Annotated in this window: 11 protein-coding genes; 7 read left to right on the top strand and 4 right to left on the bottom strand. The window is 74.1% G+C overall.

What is annotated here, in order from left to right:
* Window positions 1–3 precede the first annotated feature (3 nt).
* The gene (locus OG373_RS09820; RefSeq protein WP_405437528.1) at window positions 4–1110 is read left to right on the top strand and encodes an AAA family ATPase; all 1107 of its coding nucleotides are present in this window, start codon (window positions 4–6) and stop codon (window positions 1108–1110) included.
* Window positions 1107–4673: an SAV_2336 N-terminal domain-related protein gene (locus OG373_RS09815; RefSeq protein WP_405437526.1), complete on the top strand. Its 3567-nt coding sequence runs from the start codon at window positions 1107–1109 to the stop codon at window positions 4671–4673. Before OG373_RS09820 ends, OG373_RS09815 begins: the two co-directional genes overlap by 4 nt.
* Before the next feature lie 19 nt (window positions 4674–4692).
* Here OG373_RS09815 and OG373_RS09810 read toward each other — a convergent pair whose 3' ends face one another.
* The 4 genes from OG373_RS09810 to OG373_RS09795 all read right to left on the bottom strand — a co-directional run bounded on the left by OG373_RS09810 (window position 4693) and on the right by OG373_RS09795 (window position 8369).
* Window positions 4693–5547: an ion transporter gene (locus OG373_RS09810; protein WP_405437524.1), complete on the bottom strand. Its 855-nt coding sequence runs from the start codon at window positions 5545–5547 to the stop codon at window positions 4693–4695.
* 217 nt (window positions 5548–5764) lie between these two features.
* On the bottom strand, window positions 5765–6535 hold the full coding sequence (locus OG373_RS09805; RefSeq protein ID WP_405437522.1) for a thioesterase II family protein: 771 nt from the start codon (window positions 6533–6535) through the stop codon (window positions 5765–5767).
* Window positions 6532–6810: an acyl-CoA carboxylase subunit epsilon gene (locus OG373_RS09800; protein ID WP_405437520.1), complete on the bottom strand. Its 279-nt coding sequence runs from the start codon at window positions 6808–6810 to the stop codon at window positions 6532–6534. The genes OG373_RS09805 and OG373_RS09800 overlap by 4 nt, the downstream gene beginning before the upstream one ends.
* A complete protein-coding gene (locus tag OG373_RS09795; protein WP_405437519.1) occupies window positions 6810–8369 on the bottom strand; it encodes an acyl-CoA carboxylase subunit beta in 1560 nt (519 codons plus the stop codon). Before OG373_RS09795 ends, OG373_RS09800 begins: the two co-directional genes overlap by 1 nt.
* A 230-nt stretch (window positions 8370–8599) precedes the next feature.
* On the opposite strand from OG373_RS09795, the gene OG373_RS09790 reads away from it, so the two are divergent.
* Genes OG373_RS09790 through OG373_RS09770 form a run of 5 tightly spaced genes read left to right on the top strand, consistent with a single transcriptional unit; the run spans window position 8600 to window position 16501 of the window.
* Window positions 8600–10411, top strand: coding sequence for a fatty acyl-AMP ligase (locus OG373_RS09790; protein ID WP_405437517.1), 1812 nt, complete (start codon window positions 8600–8602; stop codon window positions 10409–10411).
* The gene (locus tag OG373_RS09785) at window positions 10405–12162 is read left to right on the top strand and encodes an acyl-CoA dehydrogenase (RefSeq protein WP_405437515.1); all 1758 of its coding nucleotides are present in this window, start codon (window positions 10405–10407) and stop codon (window positions 12160–12162) included. Before OG373_RS09790 ends, OG373_RS09785 begins: the two co-directional genes overlap by 7 nt.
* Before the next feature lie 54 nt (window positions 12163–12216).
* A complete protein-coding gene (locus OG373_RS09780; protein WP_397729825.1) occupies window positions 12217–12519 on the top strand; it encodes an acyl carrier protein in 303 nt (100 codons plus the stop codon).
* The gene (locus OG373_RS09775) at window positions 12519–15464 is read left to right on the top strand and encodes a beta-ketoacyl synthase N-terminal-like domain-containing protein (RefSeq protein ID WP_405437513.1); all 2946 of its coding nucleotides are present in this window, start codon (window positions 12519–12521) and stop codon (window positions 15462–15464) included. Before OG373_RS09780 ends, OG373_RS09775 begins: the two co-directional genes overlap by 1 nt.
* The gene (locus OG373_RS09770; protein WP_397729823.1) at window positions 15461–16501 is read left to right on the top strand and encodes a 3-oxoacyl-ACP synthase III family protein; all 1041 of its coding nucleotides are present in this window, start codon (window positions 15461–15463) and stop codon (window positions 16499–16501) included. Before OG373_RS09775 ends, OG373_RS09770 begins: the two co-directional genes overlap by 4 nt.
* Window positions 16502–16505: the final 4 nt, after the last annotated feature.

The raw sequence follows: 16505 nt of genomic DNA, 5'->3' as shown, positions 1-16505 counted from the left end.
AAGATGGAGGCAGAGGCAGTGGCGAAGGACTGGTGGCTGTACCACGGGAACGGCGAGGGCGCGGCCCGGCGCGCCCGCCTGGAGGCCGGAGCCCCGCCACCCTGGCGGGACTTCGGCGGCGCTCCCGATCCGGGATACGCGCCGCCCGGGTGCGCGGGAGAGGCCTGGCAGCGCACCGCCCTGCGCGGCGAGGGATACGTACCCGACGAACCGGAGAAGGACGTCGTCAACACGGCCCTGCACCTGCGCAGGCCACTGCTGGTCACCGGAAAACCGGGCGTCGGCAAGTCCACCCTCGCCCACAGCATCGCCTCCGACCTGAACCTGGGTCCCGTCCTGCACTGGCCGATCACCAGCCGGACCGTACTGCGCGACGGGCTGTACCTGTACGACGCCGTCGGGCGCCTCCAGGAGGCCGGGATGGAACAGCTGCGCGGGCCGGGCGGGATGCCCGCCGCCGCGGCCGCTCCCGCGACAGCGACCGCCGCGGGGGCGCCCGTGGCGGACACCCCCTCCGCGCCCTCGATCTCCCGCTACCTGCGCCTCGGACCGCTCGGTACCGCCCTGCTGCCGCAGGACCGGCCCCGCGTGCTGCTCGTCGACGAGATCGACAAGAGCGACATCGACCTCCCCGGCGACCTGCTCACCGTCTTCGAGGACGGCGGGTTCCTGATCCCCGAACTCGCCCGGCTCGCCCAGGAGGACCCCACCGTCGCCATCGGCACCGACGACGACCCCGAGGCGGTCGTACGGATCACCCAGGGCCGCGTCCAGTGCCGCTACTTCCCCATCGTCGTCCTCACCAGCAACGGCGAACGCGACTTCCCGCCCGCCTTCCTGCGCCGCTGCGTCCGCCTCCACCTGGAGCCGCCCGGACCGGACAAGCTCGCCCGGATCGTGCGCCGCCGGCTCGGGGTCGACGTCGCGTCCGGCGAGGAGTACCAGGACCTCGTCCGGGCCTTCCTCGACCGCGGCGAGGACGGGGACCTGGCCACCGACCAACTCCTCAACGCCATCCAGCTCCGCCTCGCCGGCGCCTGGTCCGCGCCCGCGGACCGCGAACGCTTCCTCGACACCGTCATGCAGCACCTGACCGGGCCCACGGCGTGATCGAGAAGCTGCTCGCGGCCCTCGCCGACGGCGCCGACGGCAGCGTTCCGTACACCGGGCTCGGGTCGGAGGAGATCGCCGACATCCTGTGGCTGGCGGCCCGGGTCGACCCGGCCGGAACCCGCCCGCCCGCGGACCCCGGCGCCGCCGGCCCACCGGGCGAACCGCCACCGCTGCCCGACACCCCGTCACCCGGGGCCGCGGGGCCCCTGCCCGAGCCGGGCACCCCGGCCGGGGCCGAGCCCGTCCAGCTCTTCCCGGCCGCCCGGCGCGACCCCGACGGGAAACCGGCCGAGGACGGCGCCGGGCGCCGGGGCTCACCCCTGCGACTGCCCCGGGCCGCCTCCCTCGACGACCCGCTCGCCCTCATGCGAGCCCTGCGGCCCGTCGGCCGCCGCTCCATCGGCGGGCCCGGGGAGGAGCTGGACGAGCAGCTCACCGTCGAACGCAGCATCGAGCGCATGGTGACCACCCCGGTCCTGCGCCCCGCCGAGAGCCGCTGGCTGGACCTGGCACTCGTCGTCGACACCCACCACTCCATGCTGCTCTGGTCGGACCACGTCGACGAGGTGCGCCGGGTCCTGACCCGCAGCGGGGTCTTCCGCGACGTCCGCACCTGGCAGCTGACCGGCACCGGAACCGGCGCCACCCCGATGGTCACGCGCGGCCACGGCGGTCCGCCCCGCAACCCCCTGGAACTGGCCGACCCCGCGGGCCGCCGACTGATCCTCGTACTCTCCGACACCGTGGCGGGCGGCTGGCGGCAGGCCCCCGTACAGGGCATGCTCCGGCACTGGTGCGCGCACAACGCCGTGGCCGTCCTCAACGTCCTGCCCGAACGCCTCTGGACGCGCGGCGCCGTCCGGCCCGTCCCCTTCGCCGTCCGCGCCGAACGGCCGGCCGCCGCCACCCGCTCCTGGCAGCGGATCCCGGTCGCCCGCCGGGCCGGCCGCCTCCGGGCGGCCGCGGCCGTCGTCCCGGTGGTCGGCGTCGCCTCCGGAAGCCTGGCCCGGCTGGTGCGGGTGGTCGCCGGGGACGGCCGGTGGCGGCGCCTGGCCTGCCTGCGCCTCGACGCGGCGGCGTGCTCCGCGAGCACCCCGGCGGATCCCGGCCCCGGCAGCGGGCGCAGCGCCCTGGAGGTGGTGGAGCACTTCCGGGCGAACGCCTCCCCGACGGCCCAGCAGCTCGCCGCCCACCTGGCCGCCGTACCCCTCACCCTGCCGGTGATGACCCTGGTCCGGCGTTCCCTGCTGCGCGGCTCGGAGCACGGCCACCTGGCGGAGGTCGCCCTCGGCGGGCTCTTCGAGGAGTGGCAGGACGAACAGGACCCGTCGGAGGTGGAGTTCCAGTTCCTGCCCGGCGTACGGGAAGCCCTGCTCGGCTCGCAGCTGCGCGGGGACGTGGCCGCCGTACGGGAGCTGGTGCGGCGCCGCGTCTGGGAGTTCATGTCCCGCAACCGGCGCACCGGCCCGGACTTCTCCGCGACCCGCGTCACCACGGGCCGGGACGGCCGCCGCCGGGTGGCGCAGGACGCCCTGCCGTTCGCGGCGCGGCCTCCGCTGGATCCGGGCCTGGCCGACCGGGTCGTCCGGGTCCGCTACGACGCGCTGCCCGAACCGCAGGAGGTCGGCACCCTGCTGACGCCGCGACTGGTACTCACGGTCGGCGACGCGCAGCTGCCTTTGGGCGCGGTGGCCTGGGTGCGGCCCGGCGACCGGGAGATCCCCTGCCGCACGGTGTGGTCGGACGACGCGGCACCCCGGATGCTGCTGCTCCGGGCCGACGAGGACCTGGTGGACCCTGCCGTGTGCGCCGAGCCGCTGCGCCTGCTGACGGCGGAGGTCCACTACACCCTGGACCGCCTGCGGATCGACGGACGCACCGACCAGGGCGACCCGGTCGCACTGACGGGCGCGGCGGCCCCGCACGACGGCGCCCGCAACGGCGAACTCGTCCGGCTCTCCGCGGAACCGGAGAGCTGGACGCACTTCCGGGGCGGCCCGGTCTCCGTGAACGGCATGCTCGCCGGCGTCGTGCACACGGTCTGGCCCAACCGCATGGTGTTCCTGCTGGCCGACGCCCTGCTGGAGCAACCGGACTTCCGCGCGGCACTGGAGCGTTCCGGGCCGGCTGCCGACACGGCCACCGCGCTGTGCCTGGCGGTGCTGCCCGGCGCCGACGGCGTCGTCCCGATCGGGACGACGCCGATCGCGGAGACGCGGGACATGCTGGCCGAGCTCATGACGCGGACGGATGTCGCCGGGCGACTGACCGGGGGCGAGGCGGACGCGCCGCTTCTCCTCGCACTGGACGCGCCCGGCGCCCACGCCAAGGCGGGCAGGCTGTTGTCCGGGCTGCCCGGGGCCATGCGCGCGTACGGACACCGGCGGATGGACGGCTTGCACCCGTCCCTCGCCGTGGCCGTCGGCATCGGGACCGAGGCGACCATCCGCTTGGTCCGACATCCCGCAGTCCTCGAGCAGTTGCGCCGGAAAGCGTCCTCCGGGGGTCTCGCCCTTGCTGTCTCCTCCCGCCTGCACGAGGATCTCGCAGGTCTGTTCGGCTTTCCCGCCAGGCTCACCCTGGAGCGGGTGGGCGCCGCGGGCGAGGGCTGGGCGTGCGTCGCCCCGGAACCCGCTGCCGAGCCGCTCGGGCAGGTGCTGGCGGAGGCCGACCGGCTCCTGGACGTGGCCGTCGACTGGCCGACCTGTGGATTCGAGGCCTCGGAGGCCGAGCCGTGGGTCTGCATCGGGATCCGGCTGCCCGGGCACGAGCGGTGCCTGGCGCATGTGGGGGACGAGGAGCAGCGCGACCACCTCGCCGCTCTGGTGCCGGGTGCGCAGGTGGACTTCCGGGGCACCACCTTCGACCACGGCCTGCTCCCACGGCTGCTGACGGCGCTGGAGCCCCGCGGTCGCGGCCCGGTCGAGGTGGGACCGGCGGCCTTCGACCGGGCCTACTTCGTGGACGACTGGAGCCGGGCGGGCATCGAGTTCTCGGGCCGGGCCACCTTCGTCCGGGCCGTGTTCGCAGGACGGGCCAGTTTCACGGGAGCCACCTTCGGCGGGCCGGTCTCGCTCGACGGCGCGGTGTTCCAGAACGCCGGTGACTTCGAGATGAGCAGTTTCCACCGCGCGGCAACGTTCCGCCGGACACGCTTTCGCGGATCGGCGGGGTTCAAGGAGGCGGTCTTCCTGGAGGGCGTCTCCTTCGGCCGGGCCGTACTGGAGGCCTCCGCGGATCTGTACGGGGTACAGGTGGCCGGGGCGGCGGACTTCTCCGAGGTCGCCTTCGGCGGCGTGGCCGGGATGAGCGGGGCCGGCTTCGCCGGGCCCGTGTCCTTCGCGTCCACGCGATGGCGCCGCGGCCTGATGTGCAGGGGCGCCGTGTTCGAGGGGCCGCTGGACTTCGAGGGGGCCGGCTTCCACGGGACGGTCCGTTTCGACGGCGTGCGCTTCGAAACGGTCCCCGACTTCGCGATCGACAGGCCGGGCATCTGGAACGTCGAGGAGGGCCCGGACGGCACCTGGAACATCCGGCTGATCAGCACCGGTGCGGGATGACCGGCCGCCCGGGCCGTGCTCAGGCCCCGGTGTGCGAGGCCTCCAGCTGCCGTTCCGGCCGCTCGGCGGCCGCCGGCAGGCTCGCCTCGATCTCGTCCAGGGCCCGGCGGGCCGTGGCGATCCGGGCCCGGACGTCGGGGTCCGTGTCCGATGCCGGGGCGCGGTTCGCCTCGTCCTCCATCTCGCGTGCCTCGTCGAGGGAGTTGAGGACGACCCCGATGAGTACGTTCACCAGCACGAAGGAGGCGAGCAGTGCGTACGAGGCGTAGTAGATGATGCTCAGCCGGGAGATCTGCAGTCCCGCGCGGACCGCGTCGGTCAGTCCGTCGAGCGTGGTCAGCAGGAAGAGCGTGAGCATGGCGCGGCCCACCGAGCCGTAGTGCCCGGGGTCGGACTCCGCGAAGCAGACCCAGCCGACCATGGCGTACACGTACAGCACCAGAGCGCCGACGAACAGGAAGCTGGCGGTGCCCGGCAGGCTGCGGCCGACGGCGACCAGCAGGATGCGCAGGTGCGGCAGGAAGCGGGCGGTGCGCAGGACGCGGGCGAGGCGCAGCAGCCGCAGCAGGGTGGTGTTCTCGCGGACCAGCGGGATGAAGGAGGAGGCCACGACCGCGAGGTCGAAGAGGTTCCACGGGTCGCGGAAGAATGCTTTCGGCCGGTCGGCGCAGGCGCCCAGGCGCAGCAGCATCTCCAGGGTGAACAGGGTCAGGCAGCAGTTCTCCGCGCCCTGCAGCACGAGCCGGTACTCCCCGGCGAGCCCGCTGTACGTCTCCACCCCCATCAGTGCGGCGTTGAACAGGATCGCGCAGAAGACGACCATCCCGAAGGCGGAGGCCTCCGTGGCCACCCGGCATCGGGCTGCCAGCTTCATCCGACCACGTCCGGCCGGCTTCGGGTTTCTCATCGTGCTCCTCGTACTCGCGTCTGAGCCGCGGGCAAAACGGCGGCCCAGCCTTCTAACGCCCCACTGCCGATCGGGTTTCACCACTTTCCGCCGTCAATGCGCCGTACTGCGCGGGGGAACGGCCGGGTCCGGCCACCGCGGTGCGGTGGCCGGACCCAGGTGCACGGTCGTGCGGTGGCACGGTTCAGGCGAGCTGCTGCCGGATCAGGTCGATCACCTCGCCGCTGTGCTGGTTGAGGTAGAAGTGGCCGCCCGCGAAGCGGTGCAGGGCGAACGGCCCGTCGGTGTGGTCGGCCCAGCCCGCGGCCTCCTCGGCCGTCACCGCGGGATCGATGTCTCCGGTGAGCACCGTGATCGGGCAGGTCAGGGCGGGGCCGGGGCGGTAGCGGTAGGTCTCCGCGGCCTTGTAGTCGCCGCGGATCGCCGGGAGGACCGAGCGCAGCAGCTCGTCGTCGGCCAGTACCGCCGGGTCCGTTCCGCTCAACGCCTTGATCTCGGCCAGCAGCCGGTCGTCGGGGGCGAGGTGGACCAGCTGGTTCTCGCGGTGGTGCGAGGGGGCCCGCCGGCCCGAGGCGAACAGCGCCACCGGCGCCGGGTCACCGGCCTCCTGGAGCCGCAGCGCCACCTCGAAGGCCAGCGAGGCGCCCAGACTGTGTCCGAACAGCGCCACCGGCCGGTCGCACCAGGGCCGCAGTTCCGCGACGACCCGGTCGGCGAGCTCCCGCAGGTCGTCGACGCAGCGCTCGTGACGGCGGTCCTGGCGGCCCGGGTACTGCACGGCCAGTACGTCGGCGTCCGGGGACAGGGCCCGGGACATCGGGAAGTAATAGCTGGCCGCGCCACCCGCGTGCGGGAAGCAGAACAGCCGTACGGGGGCGTCCTCGGCGGGGTGGAAGCGGCGCAGCCAGTCGCCGGTCGTCCGCGGGGCGGCAGGGGTCAGGGTCGTACGGGTCATCCTCGGTCGGTGTCCTTTCGGTGGGGGCGGGCGGCCCGGCTCACGAGGCGGGCGGTCCGGCTCACTGGGCGGGCGGTCCAGGCGCCCGGCGGCCGCCAGCCATGCGGCGGGCCCCAGGTGGCTCGGGCCGGCGCCGCGGCCTCCTCCCCGGCCTCCTCCCCGGCCCCGCCGGGTTGCCCGGCGGCGGAGAGCAGCGCGAGGAGCACGGCGGCCAGTTCCGTGCCGTCGGGGGCGCCGCGCACGATCTTCACGGGTGGTTCGGCCGGCTCGCCCATCAGAACGGTGGGTTGCCGTGCTTGCGTTCGGGCAGCGGGACGTGTTTCGCGCGCAGCACATCGAGGGCGTCCGCGAGTACCTGCCGGGTGGCGGCCGGGTCGATGACGTCGTCGACGAGGCCGCGCTCGGCCGCGTAGTAGGGGTGCATGAGTTCCTGCCGGTACTGCTTGACGCGCTGCGCGCGCGCCGCCTCCGGGTCGTCCGAGGCGGCGATCTCCCGGCGGAAGACGACATTGGCCGCGCCCTCGGCCCCCATGACGGCGATCTCGTTGGTGGGCCACGCGAAGGACAGGTCCGCGCCGATCGAACGGGAGTCCATCACGATGTAGGCGCCGCCGTAGGCCTTGCGCAGGATCACCTGCACCCGGGGCACGGTGGCCGCGCAGTACGCGTACAGCAGTTTCGCGCCGTGCCGGATGACACCGCCGTGCTCCTGACCGCTGCCGGGCAGGAAGCCCGGTACGTCCACGAGCGTCACCAGCGGGATGCTGAAGGCGTCGCAGGTCTGCACGAACCGGGCGGCCTTCTCGGAGGCGTTGATGTCCAGCACCCCGGCGAGGGAGGCGGGCTGGTTGGCGACGACGCCCACCACGTGGCCGTCCAGCCGGGCCAGTCCGCAGATGATGTTGGTCGCCCAGTGCGCGTGGACCTCGAACAGGTCACCGTCGTCGATGATCTCCTCGATCACGGCGCGCATGTCGTACGAGCGGGCCGGGTCGGCCGGCACCAGGCGGGACAGCGCCTCGGTCCGCCGGTTGGCCGGGTCCCCGGTGGCCACCGAGGGCGGCATCTCACGGTTGTTGGAGGGCAGCAGCGACAGCAGGTGCCGTACCTCCTCCAGGCACTCCTCCTCGGTGTCGTACAGGAAGGCGCTCGCACCGGAGACCGAGGAGTGGACCTGCGCGCCCCCGAGGTCGTTGTGGCTGATCCGCTCGCCGGTCACGGCCTGCACCACATCGGGGCCGGTGACGTACATCTGCGCGATGTCGCGCACCATGAACACGTAGTCGGTCAGCGCGGGGGAGTACGCCGCCCCGCCCGCGCACGGCCCCAGCATCACGCTGATCTGCGGGATCACCCCGGAGGCGGCCACGTTGCGGCGGAAGATGCCGCCGTATCCGGCGAGCGCGGTGACCCCCTCCTGGATCCGGGCCCCCGCCCCGTCGCTGAGCGACACCAGCGGGGCTCCCGCGGTCAGCGCCAGGTCCATCACCTTGTGGATCTTCTGCGCGTGCGCCTCGCCGAGCGAGCCGCCGAAGATCCGGAAGTCGTGCGCGTAGACGAACACCCGGCGGCCGTCGACCTTGCCCCAGCCGGTCACCACACCGTCGGTGTGCGGCCGGCGGTCCTCCAGGCCGAACCCGGTGGCCCGGTGCCGGCGCAACTGCTCGATCTCACGGAAGGTGCCCGGATCGAAGAGCAGGTCGAGGCGCTCGCGCACGGTCAGCTTGCCGCGCGCGTGCTGTGCCTGGGAGGCGCTCGGCGACGGGCCCAGCCCGGCGGACTCCTTGATCGCTCCTAGTTCGGCCACTCGGACACCGACATCGGCAACTGTCATGCTCCACCCGTCTCTTCGGCCGTCGGGGCGCGCCGACGGCGACCGCCCTGGGCAGTGCCCGCCATTGAAAACGCCCGGCGAGCGCGCGGAGAACAGCGACCACCCCCTGACCGGGGTAGGGGTGCCGGCCCGGCCGATGCACCCAAGCGCCCCTTAAGGAGGCGCACGCATGATCCGGGGAATCGAGGTCCGCCACTCCACGGGCCCGCAGACCCGAGGGGATGCCGCGGATGTCAGAGTCACGCTTCGCCACCTTCACCGAACTCCTCCGGGTTCGGGCGGCTGAACTCGCCGACGAGGACGTGCACATCTTCCTGCGCGAGACGGCCGGGGGCGTGGAGGCCGAGCACCTCACCTACGGAGAACTGGACCGCGAGGCCAGACGCATCGCGTCCTGCCTCCAGGAGTACGCGGTGACCGGGGAGCCGGTGCTCCTCGCCTTCTCCTCCACCGCCGAGTTCCTCAAGGCCTTCGCCGGCTGCCTCTACGCCGGGGCCGTGGCGGTCCCCGTACCGATGCCGGGGGAGGCGGGCCGTGACAAGCGGCTGAACCGCACCACCGCCGTACTGAAGGACACCGGCGCGAAGCTCGTCCTCACCGAGACGGCCGCCGCCCCCGAGGTCGCCCTCTGGCTCGCCCGCAACTCCCGTCCCGACGCGGCCTGCCTGGTCACCGACGCGCCCGGCATCGGCGACGCCGACGCCTGGCGGCCCGTGGCCGCCCGCCCGGACGACTTCGTCTTCCTCCAGTACACCTCCGGCTCCGTCTCCGAACCGCGCGGCGTCACCGTCTCGCACCACAACCTCCTGGCGAACCAGGCCGCCCTGCAGAAGGTGCTGCGCACCACCCGCGAGGACCGCTTCGGAAGCTGGCTGCCCTACTTCCACGACATGGGACTCGTCGCCCACCTGCTGCACCCGGTCTGGCTCGGCAGCCACAGCGTCCAGGTCACCCCGCTGTCCTTCGTCAAACGCCCGCTGCGCTGGCTCCGGGCCATCGACGAGTACGGCGTCACGGTGGGCGGGGGCCCGAACTTCAGCTACGACCTGTGCGTACGCCGGGTCAAGGACGAGCAGATCGCAGCCCTCGACCTGTCCCGCTGGCGCCTCGCCCTCAACGGCGCCGAACCCGTGCGCCCCGAGAGCCTCGACGCGTTCGCCGAGCGGTTCGCCCCGGCGGGCTTCCGCCCCGAGGCCCTCTACCCCTGCTACGGACTGGCCGAGGCGACCCTGGTCGTCTCCGGCGGGGTCCCCGGCACCCCGCACGTCCGCAAGGACTTCGACCGCACCGCCCTGGAACGCGACCAGGTGCTGCGGGCCGGAGCGGGGGAGCGCGTGCAGACCCTGGTCGGCTGCGGCACCCCGGTCGACGTGGACGTGCGCATCGTCGACCCGCTGACCCACGACGAACTCCCGGCCGGCGCCGTCGGCGAGATCTGGCTGCGCGGCTACAGCGTGGCCCGCGGCTACTGGCGGCGGCCCGCCGAGAGCGTCCACACCTTCCTCGCCAGCCTGGGCGGCGAGGAGAGCAACTTCCTGCGCACGGGCGACCTCGGGATGCTGGAGGACGGCGAACTGTTCGTCACCGGGCGGCTCAAGGAAGTCGTCATCATCAACGGCCGCAACGTGTACCCGCAGGACGTCGAATGGGCCGCCCGCACGGTCAGCCCCGCTCTGACCTTCGGCGCGGGCGCCGCCTTCTCCGTGGACGCCGGGGGCGAGCAGCTCGTCCTCGTCCAGGAGGTGCGCGGCGCGGGCAGCGCCGAGCTGCGGACCGTCGCGCAGCGGATGCAGGCGCTGATCGGCAAGGAGTTCGAGATCCCGGCCGGGAACGTCCTGCTGGTACGCCCCGGCACCGTCCGCCGCACCAGCAGCGGCAAGGTGCAGCGCACCCTGATGCGCGGGCTCTTCCTCGACGGGGTGCTGCGCGGCGAGTACGAGGTGCTGACCCCGGACGTTCGGGCACTGGTCCGGGTCGAGGACGCGCTGTTCGGCGACGACCTGCTGAGGCCGGAAGGAGCCGACGGAGGAAGACGGTGGTGACCTCGCTCCTCGGCGAGCAGCCGGCGGCGCAGCAGCGCGAAATCGCCGTCCGGGCCCGGGTCGCCGAGCTGGAGGCGCTGTTCGGCGACCCTGCCGATCCCGCCAACCCGGTCGGCTACACCGCGCTGCTGGAGGCAGACCGGGCCGCTGTGCCCTTCGCCGCCGGTGAGGCGCTGCTCGACGACTTCGGGATCACCGACGAGTACATACCGCGCGCCCTGGGCGGGCGCCTCGACGGGATGGACACCCTGGTCAGGGTCATGCGTCCGGTCTTCCGCCGGGACGTGGGCCTGGCCATGGGCCACGGCATGACCACCTTCATGGCGGCCTCCGACGTCTGGACGGCCGGCAGCTCCCGGCAGCGGCACTGGCTGGCCGGGCTGCTGCGCGACGGCGGCAGGGCGGCCATCGCGCAGCACGAGACCGCCCACAGCAACGACTACGTACGCAGCCAGGTCACCGCCCGCCGCAACGGCGACGGCTATCTGATCAGCGGTGGCAAACCGATGGTCAACAACCTGGAACGGGCCGGGGCACTGGTGCTGTTCTGCCGCACCGACCCCGCCCCCGGCAGCCGTAGCCACTCGGTGCTGCTGCTGGAACCCGGGCAGCTGAGCGACGTACGGGCGGCCGTGACGGCGCGCCGGACCCCGGTCGGGCTGCGCGGCTGCCGGTTCGCCGGGGTGCAGTTCGACGACTGCCCGGTGCCCGCCTCCGCCCTGCTGGGCCCGGAGGGCAGCGGCATCGAGACGGCCCTGCGGTCGTTCCAGATCAGCCGGACCGTGATCGCGGCGACCGCCGTCGCCGCGCTCGACACCAGCCTGCGCACGGCCGTCCGCTTCGACCGGGAGCGCTCCGGCGGGTGGCAGGCGGGCGGTGGCCGGGACGGCGGCCGTACCGGGGCGGCCCTCACCAACGCCTTCGTCAACCTGCTGCTGTACGACGCCCTGGCCGTGGTCGCCACCAGGGCGCTGCACCTGCTGCCCGCCGAGACCAGCGTCTATTCGGCGGCCCTCAAGTACCTGCTGCCCCGGGTGCTCACCGAGACCATGTACGACCTGTCCATCGTGCTGGGCTCCGGCTTCTACACCCGCGAGGGCACCCTCGGCATCTTCCAGAAGCACGTCCGGGACGTGCCGGTGCTCAGCCTCGGCCACGCCGGTACCGTCGCCTGCCAGGCCACGGTCATCCCGCAGATGCCGCGCCTGGCCCGGGGCTCCTGGTTCGTCGAGGACGAGGCGCCCGCCGGGCTGTTCCGGCTGCACGGAGACCTGCCGCCGCTGCGGACCGACCGGCTCAGTCTCGCCTGCGGAAGGGACTCCCTCAGCGCGACCATGCTCGCCGTCGGCGCGAGCATCGACGGCACCGGCCCGGTCGAGAGCGCCCTGCGCAGGCTCGCCGGACAGCTCGTCGAGGAGTTCCGCGACGTGCGCGCCCGGGTGCTTGCACTGGACGCGGCCGGTGCGGCGGCCACCGCCCGGCCCGCGAGGTTCGCCCTCATGGACCGGTACGCGCTGCTGCTGGCCGCGGCCGCCGTCCTCGGTCTGTGGGACCAGGGGCGCTACGGCCCCGACCCGTTCCTCGCCGACCCGTCCTGGGCCGCCGCCGCCCTGCACCGCATCGCCCGGCGGCTGGGCACGCGCGTCGCCGATCTGCCGGCGGAGTGCGAGACCCGTATCCGGCACGAGGTCCAGCTCCGCTTCAGCACCCAGATCAGCTACGACCTCTACTCCAGTCCCATCCCCGGCTGACCGGTGTCCCCGGCCGCCCGGCGGATGCGCCGTACGCATCGAAGGAGTCCCACGATGACCGTGCCCACGGATCGGCCGACCGAGGCCGCCGGCGGCGTACTGCCGCACGAGTGGCTGTACGCCCGGCTCTCGCTCTACCTGCGGCGTGCGCCCGAGACCATCGACCCGACCGTGCCGTTCGCCGAGTACGGCATGGACTCGGTGGCCGCGCTGAGCCTGTGCGGCGACCTGGAGGACGAGTTCGGCCTGGAGGTGGAACCGACCCTGCTCTGGGACCACCCGACCGTGGCGAGCCTCGTCGGTCACCTGTCGTCGGTGTTGCCGGCCGGCTCACCGGACGAGCAGGGCCGGCCCTGATGGGGGACATTGCCGTCGTCGGGATCGACTGCACGTTCCCCGGTGCGGCGGGCGTGCAGGCGTACTGGGACCTGCTGATGCGCGGTGGGGCCGGGACCGGCCCCGTCCCCGGGCAGCGCTGGGAGGCCCGGGACTTCCCCGCCGTCAGCGGCAGCGGCGGGTTCATCGACGACGCCGATGTCTTCGACAGCGACTTCTTCTCCGTCACCCCGCGCGAGGCCGCCGCGATGGACCCGCACCACCGGCTGCTGCTGCCCTGCGCCTGGCGGGCCCTGGAGGACTCGGGCCTGGCCCCCGGCGACCTCGCGGGAACCGAGACCGGGGTGTTCGTCGGCGTGATGGGGGGCGAGTGGGGGCGCCTGACCATGAGCGACCTCACCCGCGTCACCCCGCTGCTCGGCGCCGGCAGCAGTGCCGGCATGGCCGCCAACCGGATCTCCTACCACTTCAACCTCACCGGACCGAGCCTGGCGGTCGACACGGCCTGCTCCTCCTCGCTCGTCGCCGTCCACCTCGCCGCCAATTCCCTGCTGGCCGGGGAGTGCGACACGGCCCTGGCCGGCGGGGTCAACATCGTGCTGTCGCCCTTACTGGGCATGGTCTACGGACAGCTCGGCCTGGCCGCCGCCGACGGCCGCTGCAAGCCCTTCAGCGCGGACGCCGACGGAATCGGCCGCAGCGACGGCGTGGGCCTCGTGGTGCTGCGCCGGCTGGAGGACGCCCTCGCCGACGGCCGGCGGATCTACGCCGTACTGCGCGGCAGCGCCGTCAACCAGGACGGCCGCAGCAACGGGGTCATCGCCCCCAACCGCTGGTCGCAGCAGCGGGTACTGAACTCCGCGTACCGGCGCGCCGGGGTCACCCCGGACCGGGTCGCCTTCGTCGAGGCGCACGGCACCGGGACCGTACTCGGCGACGCCATCGAGTGCGCGGCGCTCGGCGCGGTGCACGGCATCCCGCGCGACACCCCGTGCGCGATCGGCTCCGTCAAGGGCAACCTGGGCCACACCGAGGGCGCGGCGGGCATCGCCGGCCTCATCAAGACCGTCCTGGCACTGCACCACCGCATCGTCCCCGCCGGCCTCTTCACCGACCGCGAGAACCCGCAACTGCGGCTCGGCGAGCGGGGCCTGCGGCTGCTGAAGTCCCCGATGCGGCTGCCGCGCGGGGAGAGCCTCGCCGGGGTGAGCAGCTTCGGCATGGGCGGTACGAACGCCCACGCCGTCCTCGCCTCCGCACCGCGGATCCCGCGGCCCGCGGCCGGCGCGCGAGCGCGCGGCGGCGCTGCCGGCGTGTTCACCGTCAGCGGCGACACCCCCGAGGCGCTGCGCCGCAATCTGGCCGCGCAGGCCGAGGCGGTGGCCGGACGGCCGCGCGGCGGCGCGGCCGCCCTGTGCTGGAGCAGCAACCGCGTCAAGACCGGCCTGCCGTACCGCTTCGCGGCCCCGGTCCGCGACACCGACGAGCTGGTGGCCGCGCTGCGCCGGGCGGCGGCCCCGCAGGGGGAGCCCGGGAGTGCCGGGCGCCCGTGGGGCCGGCCCGTCGTGGCCTTCCTGTTCACCGGCCAGGGAAACGAGTTCCCCGGGATGACGGCGGGGCTCCACCGGGAGTCCCCCGCCTACCGCCGCCACCTGGCCGAGGCCGACGCAGCGATCACCGCGCACCTCGGCGAGTCGGTGAGCGGGCTGATCCTGTCCGGCGACGAGCGGGTGCACCGGCCCGAGTTCGCGCAGCCCGCCCTGTTCGCCGTCGGATACGCCCTGGCCCGCACGCTCGGCTCGCTCGGCATCACCCCGGCCGCGGTCCTCGGCCACAGCCTCGGCGAGTACGCCGCCGCCGTCACCGCGGGCGCGCTCGATCTGGCGGAGGCCGCCCGTCTGGTGGTCCGGCGCGGCGCCCTCACCGCCGAACTGCCCGAGGGCGGCGCCATGATCGCCGCCGCCGCCGGTCCCGAGGAGCTCGCCGCGCTGCTGGCGGACGAGCCGGGCACGGTCGTGGCCGCGCTCAACGGCCCCGCGGACACCGTGCTCTCCGGACCGCGCGCCGCGCTGGAGCGGATCGGCCGGGAGCTCGCCGGGCGCGGCGTACGGGTCGCCCCGCTGCCGGTCCCGTACGCCTTCCACTCGCCCCAGATGGCCCCGGCCGCGGCGGCCCTGCGCGCCGGGACGGTGTCGTGCGCGCCGCCCACCGTCCCCGTGGCCTCGACCCGGTACGGCCGGATGCTGCGCCACGAAGCCATGGACGCCGATTACTGGGCCGGCCAGATCGAGGAGCCCGTGCTCATGGACGCGGCCCTGGTGGCGCTCGTCCAGGACGTCGCCCCCACCCATCTCGTCGAGATAGGCCCGCGCAGCCGGCTGCTGCAGATCGCCGCCCGGGGCGGCCGGGCGCCGGGGGTGGAGTACCTGCACCCCACCCCCGGCGCCGGGGCCACCGGGCACGAGCTGGCCGAGACCGTGGCCGCCCTGTACCGCGGCGGGCTCGAACCGCGCTGGGAGGAGCTGTACGCGCCCGAGCAGCGGGTCCTCCAGCCGCTGGCCCCGTACGTCTTCTCGCCGGAGCGGCGGCACTGGGACCGGCAGTCGTTCGTGCCCACGGCCCCACCGGTCGCCGCGCCGCCCGTGGCCCCGCCCGCCGGGCCCGGGCCGGTCGCGGCTGCGGCGGCGGCCGTCCCGGCCGTCCGCGCCGCCGACCCGGTGCTGGACGCCGTAGTCCAGGCCGTCACCGAGGTCGGCGGCTATCCGCCGGAGCGCGTCGTGCGCGAGGCCCGCTTCTACGAGGACCTCGGCTTCGACTCGGTGATGATCATGCAGCTCAAGAACCAGGTGGAGGCCAGGCTGCCCCGGGTCGGCGAGGTGTCCGTGCAGCAGATGCTGCCCGCGCTGCGGTCGGTCGGCTCACTGGCCGAGTTCCTCGACGAGATGCTCCTGGCGAGGACGGCGTGACGCGCCGAGCGGACGCCGCGGACCGCGGCACGGTGTACCTCGCCGCCACCGGTACGGCGCTGCCCGGCGACCCGGTGGACAACGCCGCGCTCGGCCGCATGCTGGGCGTCGGAGAGGAGTGGATCGACCTCTTCGTCGGCACCAGGACCCGGCACTTCGGCTGGGACCCGGTCACCGGCGAGGTCCGCGGTTCGCTCGCCGACCTGTGCGCCGAGGCGGGCGCCCAGGCCATGGACGCCGCCGGCCTCGGCCCCGCCGACATAGAGTTCGTCGTACTCGCGACCGCGACCCCCGACCTGCTCCTGCCGAGCACGGCGAGCGAGGTCGCCGACCGGCTGGGCCTGGACCACCTGCCCGTCTACCAGCTCCAGGCGGGCTGCTCCGGCGCCGTCCAGGCGCTGGACCTCGGCCGCACACTGATCCTCGGCGGCCGCCGGGCCGGACTGATCCTCGGCGGGGACGTCACGCACCGCTTCCTGTCGCCCCGGCGGGACACCGCCCGGATGCCCACGGAGGAACTGGTCAACTACGTCCTGTTCGGGGACGGGGCCGGCGCGGCCGTCCTCACGGACGAGCCCGAGGGCGAGCGGATCGCCGTACGGTCCGTGCTGAACTCCTGGACCGGGCGCGGCCGTCCGCCCGGCCAGCTCCTCGACTGGTACGGGACCACCGACCGTGACTCGGAGCGGCGGATGCTGGCCGAGGACTACAAGGCGATCGAGGAGCACGTGCCCGCGATCTCCGTGGAGATCCTCTGGGAACTGCTCGACGGGCTCGGCTGGAGTCTCGACGACATCGGCTTCCTGCTGCCGCCCCAGCTGTCCGGGCGGATGACCGCCCGCATCGTCGAACGGCTCCCGGCCGGGCCGGCCCGGGAGATCTCCTGCGTCTGCGACACCGGCAACACCGGGAACGCGCTGCCCTTCCTGCAAGTCGACCGGCTGCTCCCCGAGTTCGCCGCCGGGGACCGTGCGCTGGCCCTGTGCGTGGAGTCCAGCCGGTGGATCAGGGCCGGGTTCGCCCTGGAGAAGATGTGAGGGC

This window comes from Streptomyces avidinii, assembly GCF_045161815.1.
GTDB classification, from domain to species: Bacteria; Actinomycetota; Actinomycetes; order Streptomycetales; family Streptomycetaceae; genus Streptomyces; species Streptomyces avidinii.
The sequence above is the reverse complement of the archived record's forward strand: the minus strand, read 5'-3'. Positions and strand labels throughout refer to the sequence as shown.